At 61.3% G+C, this 23,542-nt stretch carries 22 protein-coding genes; 7 read left to right on the plus strand and 15 right to left on the minus strand.

Annotated features, from left to right (window positions below):
- Window positions 1-55 precede the first annotated feature (55 nt).
- From BM235_RS02685 to BM235_RS02710, 6 genes are all read right to left on the minus strand, one after another.
- On the minus strand, window positions 56-853 hold the full coding sequence (locus tag BM235_RS02685; protein WP_090108981.1) for a M55 family metallopeptidase: 798 nt from the start codon (window positions 851-853) through the stop codon (window positions 56-58).
- A gap of 30 nt (window positions 854-883) precedes the next feature.
- A complete protein-coding gene (locus tag BM235_RS02690; protein WP_090108982.1) occupies window positions 884-2,110 on the minus strand; it encodes a Gfo/Idh/MocA family protein in 1,227 nt (408 codons plus the stop codon).
- Between the two features lie 110 nt (window positions 2,111-2,220).
- Window positions 2,221-3,231 carry a Gfo/Idh/MocA family protein gene (locus BM235_RS02695; protein WP_090108983.1) on the minus strand — a complete coding sequence of 337 codons (1,011 nt, stop codon included), beginning with the start codon at window positions 3,229-3,231 and terminating at the stop codon, window positions 2,221-2,223.
- Window positions 3,232-3,255: 24 nt separating this feature from the next.
- A complete protein-coding gene (locus BM235_RS02700; protein WP_090108984.1) occupies window positions 3,256-4,050 on the minus strand; it encodes a DeoR/GlpR family DNA-binding transcription regulator in 795 nt (264 codons plus the stop codon).
- 113 nt (window positions 4,051-4,163) lie between these two features.
- A complete protein-coding gene (locus BM235_RS02705) occupies window positions 4,164-5,093 on the minus strand; it encodes a 1-phosphofructokinase family hexose kinase (protein ID WP_090108985.1) in 930 nt (309 codons plus the stop codon).
- Window positions 5,090-5,956, minus strand: coding sequence for a class II fructose-bisphosphate aldolase (locus BM235_RS02710; RefSeq protein ID WP_177244174.1), 867 nt, complete (start codon window positions 5,954-5,956; stop codon window positions 5,090-5,092). Before BM235_RS02710 ends, BM235_RS02705 begins: the two co-directional genes overlap by 4 nt.
- Window positions 5,957-6,126: 170 nt before the next feature.
- Between BM235_RS02710 and BM235_RS02715 the strand changes: the two genes are divergently transcribed.
- The 6 genes from BM235_RS02715 to BM235_RS02740 all read left to right on the plus strand — a co-directional run bounded on the left by BM235_RS02715 (window position 6,127) and on the right by BM235_RS02740 (window position 14,623).
- A complete protein-coding gene (locus tag BM235_RS02715) occupies window positions 6,127-7,176 on the plus strand; it encodes an SIS domain-containing protein (protein WP_090108986.1) in 1,050 nt (349 codons plus the stop codon).
- Between the two features lie 330 nt (window positions 7,177-7,506).
- Window positions 7,507-9,192 carry an extracellular solute-binding protein gene (locus BM235_RS02720; RefSeq protein WP_090108987.1) on the plus strand — a complete coding sequence of 562 codons (1,686 nt, stop codon included), beginning with the start codon at window positions 7,507-7,509 and terminating at the stop codon, window positions 9,190-9,192.
- A gap of 84 nt (window positions 9,193-9,276) precedes the next feature.
- Complete coding sequence (locus BM235_RS02725) at window positions 9,277-10,179, plus strand: ABC transporter permease (protein WP_090108988.1); 903 nt, start codon at window positions 9,277-9,279, stop codon at window positions 10,177-10,179.
- Window positions 10,180-10,195: 16 nt separating this feature from the next.
- A complete protein-coding gene (locus BM235_RS02730; protein ID WP_090108989.1) occupies window positions 10,196-11,080 on the plus strand; it encodes a carbohydrate ABC transporter permease in 885 nt (294 codons plus the stop codon).
- Between the two features lie 124 nt (window positions 11,081-11,204).
- The gene (locus tag BM235_RS02735) at window positions 11,205-12,956 is read left to right on the plus strand and encodes a sensor histidine kinase (RefSeq protein ID WP_090108990.1); all 1,752 of its coding nucleotides are present in this window, start codon (window positions 11,205-11,207) and stop codon (window positions 12,954-12,956) included.
- A gap of 14 nt (window positions 12,957-12,970) precedes the next feature.
- Window positions 12,971-14,623 carry a response regulator transcription factor gene (locus tag BM235_RS02740; protein ID WP_090108991.1) on the plus strand — a complete coding sequence of 551 codons (1,653 nt, stop codon included), beginning with the start codon at window positions 12,971-12,973 and terminating at the stop codon, window positions 14,621-14,623.
- 113 nt (window positions 14,624-14,736) lie between these two features.
- Here BM235_RS02740 and BM235_RS02745 read toward each other — a convergent pair whose 3' ends face one another.
- The 9 genes from BM235_RS02745 to BM235_RS02785 form a co-directional block, all read right to left on the minus strand.
- Window positions 14,737-15,816, minus strand: a complete 1,080-nt coding sequence (locus BM235_RS02745) for a Gfo/Idh/MocA family protein (protein WP_090108992.1) — start codon at window positions 15,814-15,816, stop codon at window positions 14,737-14,739.
- Entirely contained in the window at window positions 15,813-16,733 is a 921-nt protein-coding gene (locus tag BM235_RS02750) for a helix-turn-helix domain-containing protein (RefSeq protein WP_090108993.1), read from the minus strand. The genes BM235_RS02745 and BM235_RS02750 overlap by 4 nt, the downstream gene beginning before the upstream one ends.
- Window positions 16,734-16,749: 16 nt before the next feature.
- Window positions 16,750-17,601 carry a sugar phosphate isomerase/epimerase family protein gene (locus BM235_RS02755; protein WP_090108994.1) on the minus strand — a complete coding sequence of 284 codons (852 nt, stop codon included), beginning with the start codon at window positions 17,599-17,601 and terminating at the stop codon, window positions 16,750-16,752.
- Between the two features lie 28 nt (window positions 17,602-17,629).
- Window positions 17,630-18,805: an N-acetylglucosamine-6-phosphate deacetylase gene (locus BM235_RS02760; RefSeq protein WP_090108995.1), complete on the minus strand. Its 1,176-nt coding sequence runs from the start codon at window positions 18,803-18,805 to the stop codon at window positions 17,630-17,632.
- Window positions 18,802-19,584, minus strand: coding sequence for a glucosamine-6-phosphate deaminase (locus tag BM235_RS02765; protein ID WP_090108996.1), 783 nt, complete (start codon window positions 19,582-19,584; stop codon window positions 18,802-18,804). The genes BM235_RS02760 and BM235_RS02765 overlap by 4 nt, the downstream gene beginning before the upstream one ends.
- On the minus strand, window positions 19,581-20,639 hold the full coding sequence (locus BM235_RS02770) for a Gfo/Idh/MocA family protein (RefSeq protein ID WP_090108997.1): 1,059 nt from the start codon (window positions 20,637-20,639) through the stop codon (window positions 19,581-19,583). The genes BM235_RS02765 and BM235_RS02770 overlap by 4 nt, the downstream gene beginning before the upstream one ends.
- A 4-nt stretch (window positions 20,640-20,643) precedes the next feature.
- Window positions 20,644-21,498 carry a sugar phosphate isomerase/epimerase family protein gene (locus BM235_RS02775; protein WP_090108998.1) on the minus strand — a complete coding sequence of 285 codons (855 nt, stop codon included), beginning with the start codon at window positions 21,496-21,498 and terminating at the stop codon, window positions 20,644-20,646.
- Window positions 21,499-21,676: 178 nt separating this feature from the next.
- Entirely contained in the window at window positions 21,677-21,874 is a 198-nt protein-coding gene (locus tag BM235_RS02780) for a DUF4177 domain-containing protein (RefSeq protein ID WP_090108999.1), read from the minus strand.
- 24 nt (window positions 21,875-21,898) lie between these two features.
- Entirely contained in the window at window positions 21,899-22,222 is a 324-nt protein-coding gene (locus BM235_RS02785) for a hypothetical protein (protein ID WP_090109000.1), read from the minus strand.
- Between the two features lie 321 nt (window positions 22,223-22,543).
- Here BM235_RS02785 and rpoD point away from each other — a divergent pair, with 321 nt between their 5' ends.
- Entirely contained in the window at window positions 22,544-23,437 is an 894-nt protein-coding gene (gene rpoD, locus BM235_RS02790) for an RNA polymerase sigma factor RpoD (RefSeq protein ID WP_255374041.1), read from the plus strand.
- Window positions 23,438-23,542: the final 105 nt, after the last annotated feature.

Here is a 23,542-nt window from a genome sequence, read left to right on the forward strand (position 1 = left end):
CGAAAACGGCAAATAAGCCTGCCTCATCGCCGAGACAGGCCAAGCCGTTTTTCGCTTATCTGAACGTCCGGACGAGCAGCCGCATGAAATCGTCGTCCTCGAGCGTCAAAGTCCTGCCGCCTAGACGGCTGACGCCGTCCGCTTCGAAGGCGTGCGCATCGGCCAGATTCGTGCTCGTATAATCGATCCGCATCTCGTAAGGTCCCGGTAATGCGTAGGGCTTGCACTCGCTTCTGCGGCTTACGGCCTCCTTGACGGACTCGCCGATCTCGGCCAGCACGCGCCGGGGCGCCTTGAGCAGGCCCGAATGCCGGCCCGTCGCCTGTTTGGTCTCGTACGTGACTACCGTGCCCAGCTGCCGATGCGCCTCCGCGCAGGCCTTGTCGTCGCCCGAGACGAACACGACAGGGACGCCGCAGCGGCCGAACAGCAGCGCGTCGATCCCGATCTCGCCGATCGGCGCGCCGTTAAGCGCCAGCTCGCTAATATCCGCATAGCTGAACGTATGCTCGAGAAGCGCGCTCCGGGTGCCGGCCATCGCATGATAACCGATGAGCAGCGCGCCGTCGAACGTACCGTCCAGGCCGGGAAACCGGTTCGAAAGCGGCAGCGGGCCGACGGCCAGCGTGGCTGCGGGATGCAGGCTGCCGATCAGCAGGTTGAAGCCGGACGCGTGGGCGTCCTTCACGAAGACCTCCCTCGCGCCCGCCTGCGCGAGCGCCTCTACGACGGCGTTCACCTCGTCCGTCAGCAGACGGCGGGACTCCTCGTAGAACATCTCGCCGCGGTAGATCTGCTCCTTGAGCGCGATGCCGGCGATGCCTTCCATATCGACGCTGACATAAAATTTCATAGCGTGCCCCTCCTCTTCGGTCCGCCGGTACTAGGCGCCGTTCATGCGGAAACGCTGGGGAAAACGGCGATACGCGCGCAAATCGAACGATTCCGGCTGCGCCGTCCACGGCAGGCCCGTCTCGGAAAGCAGCTTGCCCGCCGCGAAAGCATCCTTGATGGCGGTCTCGATCCCTTCGATATAAGCGCCCGGCTGGTCCTGGGCATCCGACAGGCGCACGAAGGCGGGCGGAATCCCGCGGATCACCCTGGCCGATTCGAACGCCCCGTTGGCTACGAGCGTGAAGCGCCGCGCCGAATCCAGCGGGACGTCGAGGCCGTCCTGCCCGTCGATCGAACGGATCAAGTTTCTGTACCGCCTCTCGACGAAGCCGCCTTCCGCGCAGTCGTACGACTTTCCCAGACCGTACCGCCAGATCCTGACCTGGTCGTCATAATTCCATTCGATCGCGCCTTCGGTGCCTTCGATCCGGATCCGCTGAGTCTCCGTCTCCTTCGCGCACAGCGTCACGTAATAGCAGAGCGGCGTGCCGTCGCTCATCTCGATGCGCATCGCGGTCGTATCGTCGCTCTCGATCGGATTGGCATGGTACATCTCGGCCGCCACGCTGACCGGCTGCGACTCGCGTCCGACCGCGTCCGCCGCCGTCTCCGCCAGTTTCAGCATGCTGTAGAGCAGATGCGCGGCGGGGTTGTGAAAAGCGCCGTCGAGAACGACGTTGCCCGCGGCCGTCAGCTTGCCGGCCCACGGCGTGCGGCCATAGTAGGCGGCCGTGCGCTGCAGCAGGGCGATCGCCTTGAAGCGCCTGACGCGGCCGATCTCCCCGGAGGCGATCGCGTGCGCGATCAGCGATTGCGCCTTGCGAGACGGCGCGAAGAAATTGACGGCGCACAGTTTGCCCGTGCGGGAGGCCGTCTCCGCGATCCGGTCGACATCCTGTAGCAGGGCGCCGGGCGGTTTTTCAAGGAGAACGTGGTAGCCGGCCTCCATCGCGTCGATGCTCATCGGCGCATGGAGCGGGATCGGCGTGGAGATGACGACGAAGTCGGCGCCTGCCTCCGCCGAGAGCATGTCGCGGTAGTCGGCATAGTGCCGGATGCCCCGCTCCGCGACGAGGGCCGCCGCGCTCTCCGTCAGCCGCACGTCGCTGATCGCAGCCAGCTCGAGCAAGCCTGCGTCCGTGAGACGGACCAGCTCGTTCAGATGGATGCGGCCGAAGCCGCCTGCGCCGATCAATAGGCCTTTGCGTACCGACATATCGCTTCCCCTTTCCCTCTCGAATATCGCATTGCTTGGATCTTGCGCTTCATGGACGAGGCCGCGGAACGCTTCGACGCCGCATCCCGGGGCGCGGCATCCCACGCCGGCTAGGCGCGCTCGATCCGCGCAGCCCGTTCGTCCGCGTCCACGGCCGCCGCGGAAGCGAGCAGCACATCCTCTCCCGACAGTACGGGCGCACCGCCGCGGAGCCGATTCATAAAATCCGCGTAGAGACTGACCGGCGGTCGCCGCAGCGGCACGGGATGGAGCGCTTCCACGTCGCTCGACAGCAGCAGCATCGGCTCGCGGGCGCCCCAGGGATCTCCCTGCAGCCGCAGCTCAGCGCTGCCCGCCGTACCTACGGCGAAGATGCGCCCGTCGCCCCAGGTCCAGCTGCGGGCGGGCGTATGCCAGTCGGCGTACAGCTGGGCGAGCGTGCCGTCCGCCAGCCTCGCGTTCAGCGCCGCGGCATCGTAGAAGCCCGGATGCTCCGGCAGGATTCGCTTGGCCATATAGCCCTGCATATCGGCGATCTCGCTGCCCGTCAGCCAACGCAGCAGGTCCAGATCGTGGACGAGCAAATCTTGAATGATTCCCCCGGAGCGGGCATGATCGAAAAACCAGTCCGGCCGGTCGCCCGCGTTCAGCCGATGCGGCTTGCGCATGTCGAGCGACACGAGCCGCCCGAGCGCGCCTTCGCCGATCAGCGACTTCAGCGTATATACGCCGGCATGGAAGCGCTGGGTGAGCAGCATGCCGACCTCGATCCGTCCGCGTCCGACGACGCCGCGCAGCCGCTCGAGACCCGCCCTGTTCGTGACGGCCGGCTTGTCGAGCATGATGTGCTTGCCCCGCGCCTCGCACAGCTCGGCGACGTCGATCTTGCGGCTGTTGACCGCCGCGCAGCCGACGACGCTCACGTCCTCCGCCAAGGCGTCGTCGATCGCGTCGAGCAGCGGTATGCCGAATCGGTCGGACAGCGTGACCGCGAGGCCCCGGTCCTCGCCGTCCTCCTCGAAAATACCCGCGCAGCGATGACCCATGCCTAGCATTTTTTCGATAAAAGAGGCGATGTGCCCGTGCTGGCATCCGATAACCGAGAAAACGGATGGCTCCATAAGTCCGCTCCTTGGCCGGGAGATTTATGACAGTCGCTCGGGTACGTGCACGGCCATTCCATGTTCCTCGCAGGCGCGCGCCAGCCAGCCGTCCGGCTGACGGTTCGTGATGATGCCGGTCGCTTCGGCCAGCGGCATGATCGTGAAGAGAGCCGTTTTTTCGAGCTTGCTGTCGTCGAACACCGGGAACACCTCGCCCGAACGCCGGATCAGAATTTGCGCGATCCGGACTTCCATCTCGGCGTGCATCGTCCACCCGTGCGTCTCCGATACGCCGTCGACGCCGAGGAACATCTTGGTGATATTGATCCGGTCCGCGACGATCTCGGCGAGCGGCCCGATCAGTTCGTAGCTCTTGGCCCGCATGACGCCGCCGACCACGACGACCTGAACGTCCTCCGCGTCCGCCAGCTCGAATGCGATATTGACCGCGTTGGTCACGACCGTAATGTTGCGCCGGGCTTTGAGCGCGCGCGCGATGAGGAACGTCGTCGTTCCGCCCGTCAGGCAGATGACGTCCCCCTCGGACACGAGTCCCGCCGCCGTCTCCGCGATGCGCTCCTTCTCTTGCAGTTGAGCCTGTCTTTTATCCGCAAAAGGCAGCTCCGCTGCCGGCTGCGCCGGCGTCCCCTCATAGACGGCGCCGCCGATCGTCCGGATGATCGGACCCGACCGCTCCAGCAGGTCGAGATCGCGCCTCGCGGTCGCCTCCGAGCATTGGAGAGCGCTCGTAATCTCCTGAATCGACAATCTCCCGTTCGCCTTGATCAACTCCAGCATCCTCGCCCTGCGCGCTTCGCCCTTCGACGTCGCTTCCATGTTCCGACTCCCCCGCCCGTCATCCGCGTATTTTTCTACATTGTGCAGGAGAAGCCGTCCGGATTGCAACCATCGGCGACGCTTCGAACGCGAAGAGCTGCGACGCTGCGGCGCTACAGCGGCAAGACTTCCACGCGGTCCAGCAGACTTTCGTAGACCGCAGGATCGAGCTCGCCTGCCCTGTCCGTCATGGCCGCCGCCGCTCCCGCGGCCGCAGCCATGCGAAGCCGATCCTCAGCCGGCAGCCCCAGCTCGTCGGCATAGGCCATGCCGGCCACGAACGCGTCCCCGCAGCCGACGGCGCTGACCGCGCTGACGCTCGGCGCGATGACGCGATACAGCGTGCCGTCCATGCAGGCGACCGCGCCCTGACGCCCCAGCGTCGCGCACACTTGGCGAATGCCTTGGCCGTGAAGCTTCACCGCTGCCTCCGCCCAATGATCGGCCTCCAGGCGCCGGCGGCCGGAGAGCCGGACGAGCTCCTCTTCGTTCGGCTTGATCAAGTCCGGCTTCGCTTGGATGCCGAGCGCCAATGCCTCGCCGCTCGCGTCCAGATAGACGCGGGCGCCCGCGGATCTCGCGGTGCCTATGAGATCCGCGTACAGTTCCGCCGGCGCGCCGGCGGGCAGGCTGCCGGACAGCACGACGACGCTCGCCTGGGCGCCGAGTCGACCGACGGCTTCTTTAATCTCGGCAAGCTCCGCGTCTCCAACCGTCGGCCCCTCCTCGAGCAGCTCCGTCGACGCGCCGCTCGCCTCGTCGACGATGTTCAGACAGGTACGGGACTCGCCCGGTATGCGCACGAAGCCGGTCCGAATGCCTCTCGCCGCGAGTCGCTCCTCGATGAAGGCGCCAGCGCCTCCCGCCGCGAACCCGGTCGCGACCGCTTCGCCGCCGAGCAGCCTGACGATTTTGGCGACGTTGTTCCCTTTCCCCCCGGGCTCGGCGATTTGCCGCCTGACCCGCTGCACGGCGCCCGCCGCGAATCCGGACACGTAGTAAGTTTTGTCTACGGCGGCGTTCAAGGTGACCGTGACGATCACATCGCCTCACCGCCCCGTCCGGCGCAGCCGCACAACGCGATTTTTTCCAGAGCCAGACGTTTGACCGCTTCCTTCGCCGGCACCATGTACTTGCGGGGATCGTTCTCCCCCGGCCGCTCCTCGAAGACGCGCTTGATGGCGTCCGAGAACGCGATGCGCAGCTCGGTCGCGATATTCATCTTGGCCATGCCGAGCGCGACCGCCCGCCTCACCTGATCGGCAGGAATGCCGGAGCCGCCGTGCAGCACCAACGGGACGTCGACGCGGCCTGCGATGCGGGCGATCCGGTCGAAGTCGATATCCGGGTCCCCCTTATAAATACCGTGCGCGGTGCCGATGGCAGGCGCCAGCGTATCGACCCCCGTGCGCGCGACGAACGACGCGCATTCCTCCGGATCCGCCAGCAGCGCGTCGCGTTCGTCGACCACGATGTCGTCTTCCACGCCGCCCACCTTGCCGAGCTCCGCTTCTACATTGACGCCGACCGCCGAAGCTACCGAGATGACCCGTGCCGTGCGTTCCACGTTTTCCTCGTACGGATGCATCGACGCATCGATCATGACGGAGGTGTAGCCCGCCCGGATGCACCTGACGATGACGTTGTAGTCGGTACAGTGGTCGAGATGGAGGCCGATCGGCAAGCGCGTCCGGCTCGCGGCCACCTCGGCCGCGGCAGCGATGTAGTCGGCGCCCAGATGCGATACGGTGCCTACCGTCGTCTGGAGAATAAGCGGGGCGTCGCTCTCGATGGCGGCATCCACGACCGCCTGCATCATCTCGAGCGTGTGAACGTTAAAAGCCGCTACGGCGTACCCGTGTTTTCTTGCGTGCTGAAGCACCGCCGTCGTCGAAGTTAGAGGCATGATTGGTTCCTCCCGGCCTGCATGAGTAGTGTTCGCGCAGGAGTTTCTCCCTGACGTTATGTTTATAATATAGAGAACTATTTTGATTATTTCAATCATTAAATGATTGTAATTGTCATTTTATTAAATTATTATGATCGTATCATTCATTTTATGGAGGTTTCCATCTCATGAGCTTGACTTACCGGGAGACCAAGCAACAATACGCGGCATTGCGCCATACCTATGAATACATGCTGGGCGAGCGAGGAAGGATCGAAGCGTTCGTGAAAAAGGTTGCGCCTTCCTCGTTGACCTATCTCGGCTGCGGCTCCAGCTATTGTCTTTGCGAATCGGCCGCGTTTTCCGTCCGACTGCGCGCGGGCCTGACGGCGCAGGCTTTTGCCGGCGGCGACCTGCTGTTGAACGGCGAGCGTTATCGACCCGCGCTGACCGGCACCTTGCTGGTCGCGCCTTCCCGGTCGGGCAGCACGACGGAGATCGTCGAGGCCGTCCGCCGGCTTCGCGGCGCGGCGCGCGTCCCGCTGCTGGCCGTCTCTTGCGTCGCGGACTCCCCGCTATCGGCCGAGGCGGACTTGGCGCTGGAGCTTCCCTGGGCATTCGACGCCAGCGTCTGCCAGACCCGTACGGTGATCAACCTGTATACGGCCAATCTGCTGATCGCCGCAATTCTCGGCGGCGACGAGGCGCTGATCGCCTCGATCGACGCGGCGATCCGGGACGGCGAAGCGTACATGGCGCGCGTCGAAGCGGGCATCCGCGCGGCGGCGGGATTCGACTGGACCCAGGCCGTCGTGCTGGCCGACGGCGAGCTGAAGGGCCTGGCCGGCGAAGGCGCGATCGCGCTGACCGAGATCGCGGCCGTACAGGCCCAGTCGTATCATCTGCTCGACGTCCGCCACGGGCCGATGGTCGTCGTCGGTCCGGGCACGCTCGTCATCGCGGCCGCATCGGGCGAGGCCGAAGGCGCGCCGCATCGGCACAATCTGCTCCGCGATCTGAAGCGCCGGGGGGCGACCGTCATCGTCTACGGCGACGAGGCGGATCCGGAGATCGAAGCGATCGCGGACTATGCCGCCTTCTCCGGCAGGCCGCTCGATCCTGCGGCGCAAGGCATCCCCTTTCTCTTTCTCTCGCAGATCGCGGCGCTCTCGCGCGCGGAACGCAAGGGCATCGATCCCGACCAGCCGGACGGATTAGTAGCGTGGGTCGAGCTCTAAGCGCATGCGGACGTTCCGTGCCATCCGCGAACCCGGAAGTTGCCGCTCGGGTTCCGACTATATTGAATAGCCGCTCCACGGTTCCTTGCAAAACGGGGCCGAATGCCGGACCAAAAAAGCGATACGCTGCGCGCGTATCGCTTTTTTCGTTGTCCTGCAGGCGGCGGTCCGGGCTTCAGATCGTCGTCTGCTCCCGCAAGCGAGCAGCCTAAAATACAAAAAAGACAGTTCGACGGTTAAAACGAACAGTAGAGAGCCGCTCCCCGGCAAGGTTATATTCAAATCGCAGGATCTATCGGTTATCAAGATGAACCAGGGGGGGCACCGGAAATGAATAAAAGAAAGTCAGCACTGGTCGGTTTATCGGTTTTATCGTCTTTATCCCTTGCGCTTGCGGCATGCGGAGGGGAAAACAACAGCGACAACGGACCGGAAAAACCAAGCACGGCCGCAGCCGCATCGAACGCGGCTGGCGCGGATGCCGCCGGCAAATACGATCCGCCGATCACCGTTCATTCCATCCGGCCGGTCGATTCGACCGTTACCTACGATTCGGGCGAAGATATTTCGAACAACAGATGGTCGGAATATTTCAAAGACGCGCTTGGCATCGACATGGTCTACGACTGGACAACCGCAAAGAATGACGACTACGTGAATAAACTGAACGTCATTATCGCTTCCGGCGACAAGCCGGCGGATATCTACCAGGTTAACGCCTCCCAGCTGCAGCAGCTCGCGGATGCTGGCGTGTTGGCGGATTTGACCGAAGCGTTCGACAAATATGCAAGCCCCTTGACGAAGAAGCTGATGAACGGCGACGGGGGCAAAGGCATGAGCTCGGCGACCTTCGGCGGCAAGCTGCTTGCGCTTCCGCAAGGCTCGGCTACCATCACTAACAACGACGTGTTATGGATTCGTACGGATTGGCTGAAAAACGTCGGGCTCTCCGAGCCGAAGTCGATCGACGATCTCGTCAAAATCGCAGATGCGTTCGTCAATCAGGACCCCGACAAAAACGGCAAGAAGGACACGCTCGGACTCGGCATTACGCAAGGACCGTCGCCGTCTAACGGCGGGGTCGCCGATCTGGGCGGCTGGTTCGCCGGGTTCAAGGCGTATCCCGACCGTTGGGTGAAGGACGCGGCCGGTCAGGCGGTGTTCGGCAGCATACAGCCCGAAGTGAAGCAAGCGCTGGCTAAACTGCAGGAGATGTACAAGAGCGGCCTGATCGACAAAGAATGGGCGGTCAAGGATTCGGACAAGTTCGGCGAAGACGTGCTGACGAACAAGGTAGGCATTTGGTACGGCGCCAACTGGAACTCGATGTACCCGATCGACATCAGCAAAAACAAAGACCTGCTGAACGTGAAGCCGTTCTCGATCGTAGCGGTAGACGGCAAGCAGCCTGTCATGCAAGCCGTGGATCCGTCGGTCAACACTTACTTCGTCGTCAGCAAGGATTTCAAGCATCCGGAAGCCGTCGTCAAGCTGATGACCGCCTTCCAGGAGAAGCTGTGGGGCGAGTCGTCGGAATTCGAGAAGTACGGCACGAACGCGAACCAATCGGTATCGTACTTCAAATATCCGCTCGTTCAATCCTGGCCGGCAACCAAAGATATTCCGGATAACCTGGATGCGATTCGCGCCGCGCTTAGCTCCAACGATGCGTCCAAATTGAACTCGGAGCAGAAAGGCATCTACACGTCCATCAAGGCGTTCAACGACGGCGACATCGTGACGGGCTATTCGACGGCGCGCCAATACGACGCGTTCGAGGTCATCAAGAAGGACGACCTGAACAATCAGCTGTTCTCGCTGTTTTACGGCGCGCCGACGCCGACGATGGTCGAGAAGAAGCAAGCGCTCGACAAGCTGGAGCAGGAAGTGTTCACCAAGATCATCATGGGCGCCGAGCCCGTCGATGAATTCGACAAGTTCGTCAGCGATTGGAAGAAGCTCGGCGGCGATCAAATCACGCAAGAAGTAAACGATTGGGTCGCGTCGCACAAGTAACGTTGAAGGGGAAACACGGGGAGACGGCGCTTGCAATCTCCCCGCTTTCTTTTTCGAGATTAAGCAGGTTAGGAGTCGAACGATATGCGCGTCTTAAACAGCTTCAAACGGGATTACACGCTTCACCTTATGCTCGTTCCCGCGCTGCTGCTTGTCCTGATTTTCAGCTATTATCCGATGTTCGGATTCGTCATTGCCTTCGAGAAGTTCGTCGCTCATAAAGGGTTCTTTCATTCCCAATGGATCGGCTTCGATAATTTCAGGTACATCTTCAAGATGCCGGATTTCTGGCCTGCCTTTCGAAATACCGCGATCATTGCGATCCTTAAAATCGTCGGCAATCTTATCGTGCCGATCGTCATAGCGCTTCTGCTGAACGAGGTACGCCAAACCTTCATCAAACGAGGCGTGCAAATCCTCGTCTATCTCCCCCATTTTCTATCCTGGGTCATCCTGGCGGGCATTCTGAAGGATATTCTGTCGCCGTCGGGCGGCATCGTGAATGAACTGATTTCCGCGCTGGGCTTCAAGCCGATTTTTTTCCTGGGAGACAATCACTGGTTCAGGTTCACGCTCATCGCGAGCGACGTGTGGAAGGAATTCGGATTCAATACGATCGTTTATACGGCTGCGCTTACGAGCATCAATCCCTCCCTATACGAAGCCGCGGTGGTCGACGGCGCTTCCCGATGGAAGCAAACGCTGTATATCACGCTTCCCGGCATCGTGCCGATCATCATTTTGCTGGCGACCATCAGCTTGGGGAACGTCTTGAACGCGGGCTTCGACCAGGTGTTCAACCTGTACAGCCCGGTTACTTATTCGACGGGCGATATTCTCGATACGCTCGTCTACCGCGTAGGCATCGTCAGCGCGCAGTACAGCGTCTCGACCGCCATCGGCTTGTTCAAGTCCATTATTTCTTTCGTGTTGATTTGCGCGTCGTACGGATTGGCTTACCGTCTGGCTAACTATCGAATCTTCTAGAGAGGAACTCGCGAAAATGATAAAATCATCGTTATCCAGACGAACGTTTCTCGTCTGCAATCTCGTATTCTTGACCGGCCTGTCGCTGCTGTGCGTGCTTCCGATCCTGAACGTGCTGGCGGTATCGTTCAGTTCGGCGGGCGCTGCGGCGGCGGGAGAGGTCAGATTTTGGCCGGTCGATTTTAATGTCAAAGCCTATGAAGTCGTCATGAAAGAAGGCAAGTTTTTCGGCGCCCTCGGCATGTCGGCCGAAAGACTGTTGCTCGGCACGCTTATCAATATGGTCCTCTGCGTGCTTACCGCCTATCCGCTCTCGAAGGATAGCAGGCGGTTTCCGCTCCGCACCGCGTACGCGTGGATCTTCGTATTTACGATATTGTTCAACGGCGGACTCATTCCTTGGTACTTGGCGGTGAAGCAGACGCATTTGCTCGACACCGTCTGGGCGCTCATTCTCCCGGGCGCCGTGAACGTGTTCAACATCATCCTGATGCTGAATTTCTTCCGCGGGCTGCCGAAGGAGCTGGAGGAATCCTCGTTGATAGACGGGGCCGGCCATCTCAAAACGCTGTTTCTCATCTTTCTGCCGATCTCGCTGCCTTCGCTGGCGACGGTGACCTTGTTCACGATGGTGGGCCATTGGAACTCATGGTTCGACGGCCTGATGCTTATGAAAAGTCCGGAACGGTATCCGCTCGCGACGTATCTGCAATCGATCGAGATCGATCTGAGCACGCTCCGGCAGCTCAATCTGACGGATCCGGACACGGCTCGCGTCGTCTCCAACCGGACCGGTCGAGCGGCCCAAATCTTCATGACGGCCCTGCCGATCCTGATCGTGTACCCGTTTCTGCAGAAGTATTTCGTGTCGGGGCTCGTGATGGGGAGCGTCAAGGAATAAGCGCATGCGCGGCGGGGACATCAGGCGGAGAGGCGCTAGCGCGGCTTAAGGACAGGAGCGCGGATGATTCCATCCCTTCTGTCTTTTTGCCGTTTCTTTAGCCCATACAAAAGGAGAGCCGTGCATGTTAACATCGCTGAAAAACGCCGTCAAGCGCCTGAATATTTTTTCGAAGCTCGTGCTTTCCTTCATGATCGTCATTATTCCGCTCGCCACGCTCAGCCTGCTCATGAATCAATCCGGCGAAAATATCGTGCGCAACGAGCTCGGTCAATCGAACGCGTCCAACGTGCATTTCTACCTGAGCTCGCTCGAGACGGAGATGAACCGGATCATTCGCGTGGAACGGGAGTATACCGGCACCGACGACGATTTCAGGAGGGCCGGCGTTATCCCCGAATCGATGGACGATTACGAGCGCGCCCAGACGATCCTTCGCATCGAGAACAAGCTATCGATTCTGCAGAGCTCGAGCCCGTATATCAGCACCATCAAAATCTATTTTCCGAAGCTCGGCCGAAGCATTCTGTCGGGAAGCTTCGGCGAGGCGATTCCGTCCGACGAGCTGGACGCGATCGCGGGCGGCGTCAAGCGCTCCGGTTCCCCGTTCATCTATTGGAACAACCGCTTGTTTCTCGGGATGGTCTACCCGGCGACCGGCCCCTCCATGTCGTTCGCGATCGAGGTGGAGCTCTCGCTACCGCTGCTGCGGCAGTCCCTTGCGCAAATGTCGAAACAGGCTTCTTCGGGCTCGATTTTAATGAACGAACGCGAGGGCTGGGTCGTCAGCGACAAAAAAGAGGACGCGCTAACCGGTCAGCTTCGGCGGTTCATGGCGCAAACGCCGTCCGGGGACATGGCGTTCGGCCAGCAGCGGCTGAAGCTGAACGACCAGCCTTACTTGCTGTATTACGAGCGTTCCGCCGCGCTCGGCTTAACGCTGATCCACTACGTGCCGGAGCGGCAAGCGATGGGCGTGTTGAAGCAGTACCGCACCTGGTACTGGACGCTCGCGCTGGGATCGGTCATCGTCGTCATCCTGTTTTCTTACTGGATCTACCTGCTTATTCACCAGCCGATGAAAGGCCTTATCAAAGGGCTGCGTCAAGTCGGGAGAGGCAATCTGTCGGTCCGTCTTCAACATGGCTTTCAGGACGAGTTCCAGGACATCTACCATCAATTCAATTCGATGGCCGGACGGATTCAGACGCTGATCGACGAAGTGCTCGAGCAGACGACCCGTTCGCAGCGTTCGGAGCTGAAGCAGCTGCAATCGCAAATCAATCCGCATTTTCTGTACAACAGCATGTTTATTCTGCTCACGCTGATCAAGCGGGAGGATTTGCGCCACGCGGAGGAATTGATCAAGCACATGGGCAACTATTTCCGTTATATCACCCGCAACGGAGAGGATGAAGTCGCACTCGAGAAAGAGATCTTGCACGTGCAGGCTTATATGGGAATCCAATCGGTACGATTTCCCGCGATCGAAATGACGTGGCGGGAATTCCCGGATGCCGCTTTGAAGATGAAGGTGCCGCGGCTTATGCTGCAGCCGATCATCGAAAATGCGTACGTGCACGGCCTGGAACGGAAGGAAGATCCCGGAGTCCTCGTCATCGAAGCCTGGCAGGCGGATGGCCGGCTCACCATCGGCGTCGAGGATAACGGGGACAATCTGGACGATTCGACGATCCGGGAGCTGTCCGAGCGGCTGCGGTCGAATGAAGAGTCTCAGGAAACGACCGGCCTTATCAACGTTCATCGCCGATTGCAGCTGAAATACGGGAAGCAATACGGACTATCGTTAAGCCGGGGATCGCTCGGGGGCATGCAAGTCATGCTCCATCTGCCGTTCGGCGGCGAGCCCGAATAAAGGAGGACGGCGCCATGCATAAGCTATTGATCGTCGATAACGAGAAAATCATCGTGGACGGACTCGTCGAATACTTTTTGGACCTGCAAGAGGAACTAAACTTAGATGTATTCGGCGCTTATTCCGGGAAAGAAGCGATCCGTCTGCTCGAGAAAACCAAAATCGATATCGTGCTGTCGGACATCCAGATGCCGGGCATGAGCGGGCTGGAGCTGCAGGAGGAAACGATGCGCCGGTGGCCGAGATGCAAATTCGTTTTCCTCTCGGGCTATGACGACTTCGCCTATGTGCAGCAAGCCGTTCGCGGCGGCGCCAGCAACTATATTTTGAAAACGGAAGGCTACGAGGTCATTACCGACGCCGTCCAGCGCGTACTCGAGGAACTCAAGGAAGCCGTCCGCCAGGATCGCTTCCTATCGAACGCGAAAAGCCAGCTTCAGCAGTCGCTGCAGCTGATGCAGAAGGAATTCATGGAGGACGTGCTGCTCGGCGATCAGCAGTCGCTTCGGAATCTCAGAAGCAATTTCGAGCAACTGTCCTTCAAGCTGAATTGCGACGAGCCCGCGCTTCTCGTCATCGGCCGCATCGACGAATGGCGGGACATTACGGCGCCGTCCGAACGGGCGCTGATCAAGTTCGCGATTCAAAATATCGCGGAGGAATTCATGGCGCCGCTGCTTCGCGTCTATTCGTTTGCCTACGAGCCCTCGCGCCTCGTCTGGCTGCTGCAGACGAAGGAAGAGCCGGATACGTCGGATGCGGAAGAGAACCGCAAGCATGCGTTGCGCTTCGTCCAGCAGACCCTGGCAGACATCCAGCAGGCGTGCAAAGAACTGCTAAAGGTGTCGGTCTCCTTCGCGGTCGGCGGCACGTTCGGCTCGTGGGACCGGGTATCGGAACGATTCGAGGCGCTCAAGCTTGCCTTTCATTTAGGGCTGGGGATGCGGAAGGAAACGATTTTCCTGGACGCCAAGAGCGGCGAAGCGGTTGAAACGGCGCCGAGGCAGGAGCCGCAACCGAAGCCGGTGAACGGACAGATTCGCATGCTGCAGAGCATGCTGGAAAACGGGGAACGCGACGAATTCGTCCGTCTGCTCGCAGCGCTGCTGGACGAAGCGGACGAGCCTGGTCCCTATCGGGACGCGGTTCGCCTCGAGATCGCGTTGTCGCTTGCGGGCATGTTCTTGTCCGCGATTAACCGTTGGGCGCTTCACGAGGAGATCTGCAGGTCGATCGATATCGGCATGTTGGCTCGCCTCGACGTCATTCATGCTTGGAAAGCTTCCGCCTCCTATTTCTATCGGCTGACGGAAGAAGTGTTCGACGTCAAATCGAACCGGAAGATCGACCAGGAGCAGGATATGATCACGCAAATTCAAAACTACGTCGACGATCAGCTGGCGAATGATTTGTCGCTGACGAAAATCGGCGAAGCCTTCGGGCATCATCCGTACTATTTGTCGCGGTTGTACAAGCAGATTACGAAAGTCGGGCTGTCCGAGTATATCGCGGACACGCGTCTCGCGAAGACCAAGCAGCTGCTGAAGGAAAGCGAGCTGAAGGTGAGCGACATCGCGAAGGAGGTCGGATTTATCTCGGAAGCGTATTTCTACCGGTTCTTCAAAAAGTCGACCGGCTTAACGCCGCAAGAATACCGCGATGCCTGATGGAAAGGATGGCGGCCGGCCCGCCTGCTTTCGCTTGTCGCGAAATCAGGCGGACCGGCCGCATGCGGGCGATCCAAAGTACGTTACGTCTTAACCTGCCGGGGAATTTCTAGTTATGCGCTATAAATCAGCGGATTCTGACGCCTGCACTCCTCCATGACCCACATCTGCTGGCGCACCTGCTCCGGCGTGATCTCCAGCGGCGCGCCCTCCGTGAGCGAGCGGTGCAGCATCAGGTACAGCTTTTCGGTCATGTAACCGAACAGACTCTGCCCCTCCGGCAGCGACATCGACCAGTCGTCGCTATACCATGTCAGCTCCTCGTTGCAGTAGGCAGGCAGCCCCGCCGCATTGAACAGCGGCTCTCTCACGAGCTGCTGAGCCGGCGCTTCCTCGGGCTTGAAGTACTGCCACTCCAGGTGTTCCGGGCTGCCGTGCAGGCCCCCGTTGGTGCCCTGGATGTTGAACGAATCCTGCGGATACGCGCAGCAGGACGAGATCTCGATATCGATCGTCGGACGTCCTAGGCCCCTCATGAGCAGCTTCACGTAGTCTTCCGCATCCCCGAACGTGTTCGCCCGGTCCATGATGCACGTAATCTGCGGCAGCGCGTCGGTGCCGAACAGCTGCAGCGCCTGATCGACCGGGTGCGGACCGGTGTTCATGAGATTGCCGCCGTTGTTGCTCTGAAGCGTCTGCCAATCCCACCGGCGGGCGAATCCGTTCATGCCGATGCTCACCTGTACGATGCGGCCTAGCACGCCGGAATCGATCACTTGGCGAATCTGCTGGAACGCGGGGTGGTATCTGGACTGCTGAAAGACCGCAAGCAGCTTGCCCGAGCGCTTGGACGCTTCGATCAGCCGATCGACCTCCTCGGGAGATTTGGCCAGCGGCTTTTCGCACAGGACGTTGAAGCCCCTGTTCAACAGCTCCAGCGAGATGGGAAAGTGCTGATGGCTCGGCGAAGCGTTGACGACCAGGTCGAGCTGCTCGCCGGCGACCATGGCTTCCCACGTCTCGTACGCGCGGCAGTCGAATTCTTCCTCGGCTCGCGTCCTGCGCTCCGGGATGGAGTCGGCGATCGCCGCGATGCGGTATTGCGCGGGGAGCTGTTCGAGCAGCTTGCCGTGGATATCCCGGCCGCTGCGGCCCTGTCCGATGATGCCGACTTTCAAAGGCGTTGCCGTCATTTGTTCATCCCTCTTTCTCCGATAGGCTCGGCGGAGCCGCCGAACGTTTTTTTGTACTCCGTAGGCGTGATGCCGGTGCGCTTCTTGAAGGTGCGAATAAAGTGGCTCAGATGCCGATAGCCGACTTGGAACCCGATCTGCGTGACCGAGAGCGACTGCCGCCGGATCAGCTCCTTCGCCCGCTCGATGCGGACTTCGTTCACGTAATCGATGAACGACTGACCCGTCACGTGCTTGAACATGTGGCTGAAATAAGCCGGCGCCATATTCGCGATATAAGCGCCGTGCTCAAGCGGGATGTCCTGGCTGTAGTTGTCGTGCACGTACCGTCTGGCTTCCTCGATCGGCTCCCGGTCGGCGGCGACTGATGGCATGCCCGGGCTGCGCCGGACGGCGCGGTATTCACGCTCGGCCACCGTCAGCAGCTTCAGCAGGGAGAGCCGGATCGCGAACTCGTAGCCGACCTCCTTGTGGTCGTACTCGTCCTGCATGTCTTGGAGCAGTTGCAGGACGAGCGGCTGCCTGCGCTTGCCGACGTGCAGCCAGGAATAAGGCGCGGCGGCCGGTCCCGGCGTCAGGTAACGCTTGAGCGAATCCTCCATCGGACCCAGATGCCCCTCCAGCAGTTCCGGCGAGAAGTCGGTCATGATCAGCTCGAACGCCTGATCTTCGATGGCGCTGATGCTGTGTCCGTTGCCTGGCGCGATGATGAACAGATCGCCCTGGCTGACGGTCAGCGACTTGCCGAGCAACTGGTGATTGCACATGCCCTGACGGACGTAGGCGATCTGGACGTAGTCGTGCATGTGCAGGCTCTGCTTCATAAGCGGGCTGGCGTAACGGAATATTTTGAAAGGAAAATCCCTGTTCAGCTCATCCCGGCCTTGAAATAGCGGCAGATCCAAGTCTTCGTTCATACGACACCGCCTGTCTTTACGCTGTTGCGATCAGCCTGCGAACCGCCTCGAGGTCGTGCTCCAAACGTTCGTACGCCGGAAACGGCGCATGGCACTCCAGCGTCACCCAATCCGAGTAGCCCGTCTCGCGCAGCGCGTCGAACAACGGCTTGTGGTCGGCCCCGCCCTCGCCCAGCCGGCTCTGCAGGAACAGCTCCCGGCCGTGGCGCGTCGTACTGGCGAACGTCCCCGGCGCGCCGAGCTCCGCGATGCGAAGCTCATCCTTCACATGCACGTGCATCAAATAGCGCCCAAGCCGAAGGACGGAGTCGCGTCCATAATCCGTATCGGTAATATACATATTGCCTGCGTCGTGAATCATCCCGACGTTGTCGCTCCCGATCATGCCGAGCAGCCGCAGGCTGCTGTCCACCGTCTCGACCAGCGAGTCGTTGTGAATCTCCATGAGCACGCTCACTTCATGCTTCTTGGCCTCTTCGGCGAACAGATTCATCCAGTAGGCGGCTTTGGCATAGTGATAGTCCTGCGCCTTGAAGGCGTTGGGACCGCCGGGGAAAACGCGGATCATGCGCGTGCCCAGCACGCCGGCGATCTCGAGCAGCCGCTTGAATTCCTCGAAGTAACTCTCCGCCTGGCTGTCGTCGGCATCGGAGAAGCCGCCGATATAGCTGGCCAGCACGGGGATCGGGAGCGCCAGGCTGTCGGAAAGCGCCTTGACCTCTTTGACTCTTTCCATGCTGCTGGACGGAGAGACATGAGGCTCGCGCGCCGCGATCTCGATCCCGTCCAAGCCGAGCCGCTTCGTCAAGTGCATGGCTTCCTGAATGCTGTGCGAGATGAAGACTCCGCTGAATGCCGCTAATTTCATTTTCGTTCCCCCTGTCCTCGATAAAGGCTCATCGGTCGCCCTTGCCGGCTTCGTCCCGATATACGATCTCGCCCGCCTTGCATGTCCGTTCGATCCGGAGTTTGCCGCCGTCCCGCCGGAACAGCGCGATGTCCGCCGGAGCGCCCGCGGACAATCCAGCAGCCGCAGGCAGCCGCATGAATCCCGCCGGCCTAATCGACGCCATGTCCCATGCGTCGGCCAGGCTCGCGATGCCGCGCCCCGTCAGCTGCTCAATCCCCCAGAGGAGCATCTGCGCCGATCCGGCCAGGATCTTCTCCTGCTCCGCCAGATGGAGCCGGCCTTGCGGCGTCAGAACGACGCAGCCGCCGATGTGCGTCGTGTATTCGCCCGGCGGCATGCCGCTCAGATACACGGCGTCGCTGACCAGCATCGCTTTCTCGCCTTTCGCCTTGAGGACGACCTTCAGCACCTGGTCCGGCAAATGGAACCCGTCCGCGATCAAGCAGCTGTACAATTCGTCCTGGGCCAACTGCTCCCACAGATAGTTCGGATGGCGAGGCAGCATCAGGTGAGCGCCGTTGCCGAAGTGCGTCGACATGCGCGCGCCCGACGCGACCGCTTCTTTGATCTGCTCCGCGGTGGCCGCCGTATGGCCGATAGAGACCGTCACGCCGCTATCCGTGCAGCGGCGGATGAACGCGCCGCTCCCCTCCCATTCGGGCGACAGCGTGAGGATGGCGATGCGGCCGCCGGCAGCCTCCTGCCACTTGCAGAACATCTCCCAATCCGGCGCCCTGACGAATCGCAACGCGTGGGCGCCTCGCGCGCCGTCTTCGGGCGAGATGAACGGCCCCTCCAGATGGATGCCCGCGATGCACGCGGCCGCGTCCGTATCCCGCTCGCATGCCTCGGCAATGGCCGCGACCTGGGAAGCGATCGCCGCCGGCCCGTTCGTGACGACGGTCGGATAGAAGGCGGTCACGCCTTCCCGACGCAGCTCGCGCGCCACCGTCCCCGGCAGTTCGGGCGGGATCGGCGACCGGTTGAAGTCGTGCCCGGCAAAGCCATTAATTTGCAGATCGACCAGTCCCGGCGCCGCGTACGGCAGCGCGTCCCGCTCCTCCGGCTCCGCCTTCGCAGACGCGACCCGCGCGATCCTTCCCGCTTCGACTTCGATCTCGACGGGCTCGCCCGTACGATAGTGGAGCGCCTTGAGGATCATCGTCCCACCGCCCCGTACGAATCGAGGTCGACGTACAAGGTGCAGTCCGAATGGTTTCTCAAAATGGTGGACGGGCAAGCCGTCGCGACCGGCTCGTTCAACGTCCGGTATACGGCCTCCCGCTTGGTCGGCCCCGGCACGACGCAGAACAGATGCGCGCCGGAGAAAAGCGCGGGCACCGTCAGCGTCAGCGCATGCGTCGGCACCGCATCGATGTCCGGGAAGCAGCCGTCGTTGACCTGCTGGCGTCTGCACGCCTCGTCGAGTTCGACAGGCTTGATGAGCAGGCGATCGTCGAAGTCGGCGACCGGCGGATCGTTGAAGGCGATATGCCCGTTCTCGCCGATGCCCAGGCAGACGATATCGATCGGCGCCTCCGCCAACAGCGCGGCATACCGGCTGCACTCCGCCTCGCTGTCGTTCGCGCTGTCGATCAGATGGATCGCGCCCGGCTTCACCCGGTCGAACAGCCTGCCCTGCAGATAGCGTCCGAAAGCTTGGGGAGCGCCAGGAGGCAACCCCAGATATTCGTCCATATGAAAGGCGACGATTCGCGACCATTCGATATCCGGATCGGCCGCTAGCGCATCCAGCATCTCATTCTGGGACGGCGCCGCCGCGAAGATCATGCGGATACTTGGCTTGGTTCGAAGCAGCGCTTTGATCTTGACGGCGACGTCGGACCCTGCCGCCGCGCCCATCTCGCCGCGGGTCCGGTACACCCGGACGTTCAAATCGCCCGCTTTCGCTTCTATTACCGGCTCCTGCAAGGTCGTCATTCGGCTCGCCCCCCCTCTCGATCCCCTTCTGGATCTTCCCCGATCACGATCTCCGCCCGTCGGCTCGCGCTCTCGTAGATCGCCTCGACCAGCCTGACGGCCCGCCAGCCGTCCTCGCCCGAACTTAAAGGCTCGGTGCCCGTCTCGATGGCGGCGATGACGTCGAGGAACTGGCTCTGGTGAAATTCGGCGACGATGCTCTTCGGATCGGTCACGCCGCCGTACGATTGCTCCTGCGCCCAGTTCGGCTGTTCCCAGCCGGGCACGGACCAGCGCACGATCGAGCTGCCCTCGAGCTTGATCGCGCCCTGCTCGCCGTAAAGCGCGATCGTCGCGGGATACCCGGGCTGGATGCTGGTCGACGCCATCACCGTCCCGTACGCGCCGCTCTCGAATTGCAAGATCGCCAGTCCCAGGTCCTCGGCCTCCATGCGGTGCGTAAGCGTGGCCGTCTTGCCGAACACCGTGCGCGCGTCCCCGGCGAACCAGAGCATCAGATCCAGGCCGTGAATGCCCTGATTCATGAGCGCGCCGCCGTCCTCGGCGACCGTGCCCCGCCATTCCGCGCTGTCGTAGTAAGCCTGGCTGCGATAGAATGGCAGCGTCATCTCCGCCAGCAGCAGTCTGCCGATCGCGCCTGCGTCGAGCACCCGCTTGATCAGTTGGTTGTTGGCCTCGAATCTGCGCTGGGCGATCGACGAGAGGACGACGCCGCGCTCGCGGGCCGTATCCATCATTTGCCGCGCTTCCCGCGCGCTCATCGCCATCGGCTTTTCTACGATGAGATGCTTCCCCGCGTTCAGCACGTCAAGCCCGACGGATGCATGACTGCCGCTCGAGGTGGTCACGCAGACGATGTCGATATCTTCGCGGCTGAGCAGATCCCGGTAGTCCGTGACCCATTCGCAGCCTTCCCGCTCCGCGAGCGCTCTCGCCCGGCTCTCCGTTCTGCTGGAGACGGCGACCAGCTTCGCGTCCTCGATCTGCCCGATCGCCTCGACGTGCCTCTCCGCGACGTCGCCGCAGCCGATGATGCCGAACCCCCATTGCGCCATCCGCCTATACCTCCTTCGCGAGCGCGCGCAGCGCGTCGAGCGTCATCCGGGTCCCGGTCATCCGGCTGCCGTCCCGGGGCACGTAGTGCGTCTCGATCGTAAATAGCCCTTCGTAACCGTCCGCCTCGAGCGCCCTCAGCTGCGCGATGACCGGCACGTCCCCCGAGCCGAGCGGCACGCACCGCGCCTGGCCGTCGGGACCGAAGCATGCGTCCTTCAGATGCACGTGGGCGGCATACGGCTTGATCGTCTCGTAGCCCCGCGGGTACGCTTCCTTGCCCGCATGCGCTTCGTTGCCCGGATCCCACAGCGCGCGCAGCGCCGGCGAATCGACCGTACGGACGAGCTCCGCGACCTCGCGCGCCGATCCGCCGTTGCACGAGGCCTCGTTTTCCAGCAGCAGCTCTACCCCTGCGTCCTGTGCGATGCCGGCCGCGCGCCGCAGATGCCCGGCGATCTCCTCCGCGTAGCGCTCCGGATCCCGCTCGCGCCAGAAGGAGAAAATCCGGATCCGCTTCGTGCCCATCAGCTCCGCGAGCTCGATGACCCGGGACAGCTTCGCGAAGTGCGCCTCGACGCTCTCTTCCCGCTGGCCGAACGTATCCCCGGATGCGACCGGTCTCGCGGGATCCAGGGCGCACTTGAATACCGGCGAGGCGATCGCGGATATGTACAGTCCCCTCGCTTCCGCCTGCCGGCGGACCTCGGTTGCCTCTTCGTCGCTCAAGCTTGCCGCATTCCGACCGTCGACGACGCGCACCTCCACGTGCGCAAGCCCCTGCTCCGCCGCCCAGTCCAGCGCCTCCTCGTAACGGTCGGACACTTCATCCGTCAGCACGCCCAATCTGCTTAAGAACAACTCGCAACGCTCCCTTCATGTAGCGCTTTCTTTCTCTACTATAGCAACTTCGTCCCCAAAGAAGTTGACGTTTTTTGCGAAGGATTTTTACATTTTTTAAGGATGCAAAAAGCCCCCGGCCTTCAGGCCGGGGGCAGCGCGCTTATGTAGAGCGGGCGGATCTGCCGCTCTCTATCTTCTATAACTGTCGCTTGAAGACCACGATGATATCGCGGGAAGCGCCCTGTCCCTGACTCGTATCGAAGCAGGACACCAGCTCCCAACCTTCGTACCCGTACCGGTTCAGCTCGTCCTGGAACTCCTGCTCGTCCACCTTGCCGCCAAGCCAGCCGCCGGTCTTGTATTTCAACGTACAGTACTCCCACTTCGTCCCCATCGCGATTCTCCTCCCGATATGCGCTTAGGCTTGCTGCTGCTCGCCGAAAAACATCTCGTGCGCGAGCGCGGTCTGTACTCGCGACTCCTCGTCCGTCAACTTGCGGATCAGCTCCATCTCGACCTGCGTCACTTCTTCGCCTTGGAAGTTGATCTCGGCGATCGAAGCGACGATGCGGACGATGGCGACCGCCCGGTTGTCAGGCGCGTACGCGATGACCTTCTGGCCCGTAGGGAAGACACGGAACTGCTTCTTGACCATCTTGCCCCGTCCGTATTCAAGCAGCTCATAGAGCTCCTGCTCGGACTTGAATTTGCATACCGAATTGAACTCTGTCTGGAATCCCATCTGCATCCCTCCGACCTTGGACTTTTGCTGCTATTATAAACCGTAGACTGCTCGTAATGAAAGTAAACGCCGCGCGATCCAACCAAAAAGGACCGGCACCCCGCTCGTCCGAAAACATCGCGTAAGGTCCGGTCCAAATTTATTTGATTTACTTGTTGTATAAATGCCTACTTCGTGATATAATGAGAAATGGTACTTATAAGACATCCAAAGCATAAACTTCCTACTTCAGGATAGCACATATCCCGCCGGATGTCAATTCCGTTATTCTACACCGTTCCGCCCCAGCACTTTTACCGGATGGAGGGATGCGCTTTGACAATGGATACCGATTCTCCCGTTGTCGACTTCATGGACGACGGCGACCTGAAGGTGCCCGCGGGCATTCGGATGGACGACCCGGTCCGCATGTATCTGAAGGAGATTGGCCGCGTGCCTCTGCTCACGGCCGACGAAGAGATCGCGCTCGCTCATCGGATCGAGGAAGGCGACGAAGCAGCCAAGCAGCGTCTGGCCGAAGCCAATCTTCGGCTGGTCGTCAGCATAGCAAGACGGTATGTCGGACGCGGCATGCTGTTCCTGGACTTGATTCAAGAGGGCAACATGGGCCTGATCAAGGCTGTCGAAAAGTTCGATTACCGCAAAGGCTTCCGCTTCAGCACGTACGCCACGTGGTGGATCCGCCAGGCGATCACCCGCAGCATCGCGGACCACGCGCGCACGATCCGGATCCCCGTCCATATGGTGGAGACGATCAACAAGCTCGTGCGCATTTCCCGGCAGCTCCTGCAGGAGCTCGGCCGCGAGCCGACCCCCGAGGAGATCGCCCAGGCGATGGACATCACGATCGACAAGGTCCGCGAGATCATGAAGATCTCGCAGGAGCCCGTGTCGCTCGAGATGCCGATCGGCGAGGAGAACGACTCCCGGCTGGGCGAGTTCATCGAGGACCAGGACGCGCCGGAGCCCGCCGACGCGGCCGCGTTCGAGCTGATGCGCGAGCAGCTCGAGGACGTGCTCGATACGCTCACCGAGCGCGAAGAGAGCGTGCTGCGCCTCCGGTTCGGCCTCGACGACGGCCATACGCGCACGCTTGAAGAAGTCGGCAAGGCGTTCGGCGTCACCCGCGAGCGCATCCGGCAGATCGAAGCGAAGGCGCTGCGCAAGCTGCGCCATCCGAGCCGCAGCCGCAGGCTGAAGGATTTCCTTGACTGAGAATTAGACAAAAGCACCGCCGTCAGCGATGACGGCGGTGCTTTTGTAGTTGCAAGGTTATTCCGGCTAACTCGCTCCGATCGCAGCTCCGTCTTCGCAGTTGCA

Origin of the sequence: Cohnella sp. OV330 (assembly GCF_900112065.1) — a bacterium.
GTDB lineage: Bacteria > Bacillota > Bacilli > Paenibacillales > Paenibacillaceae > Cohnella.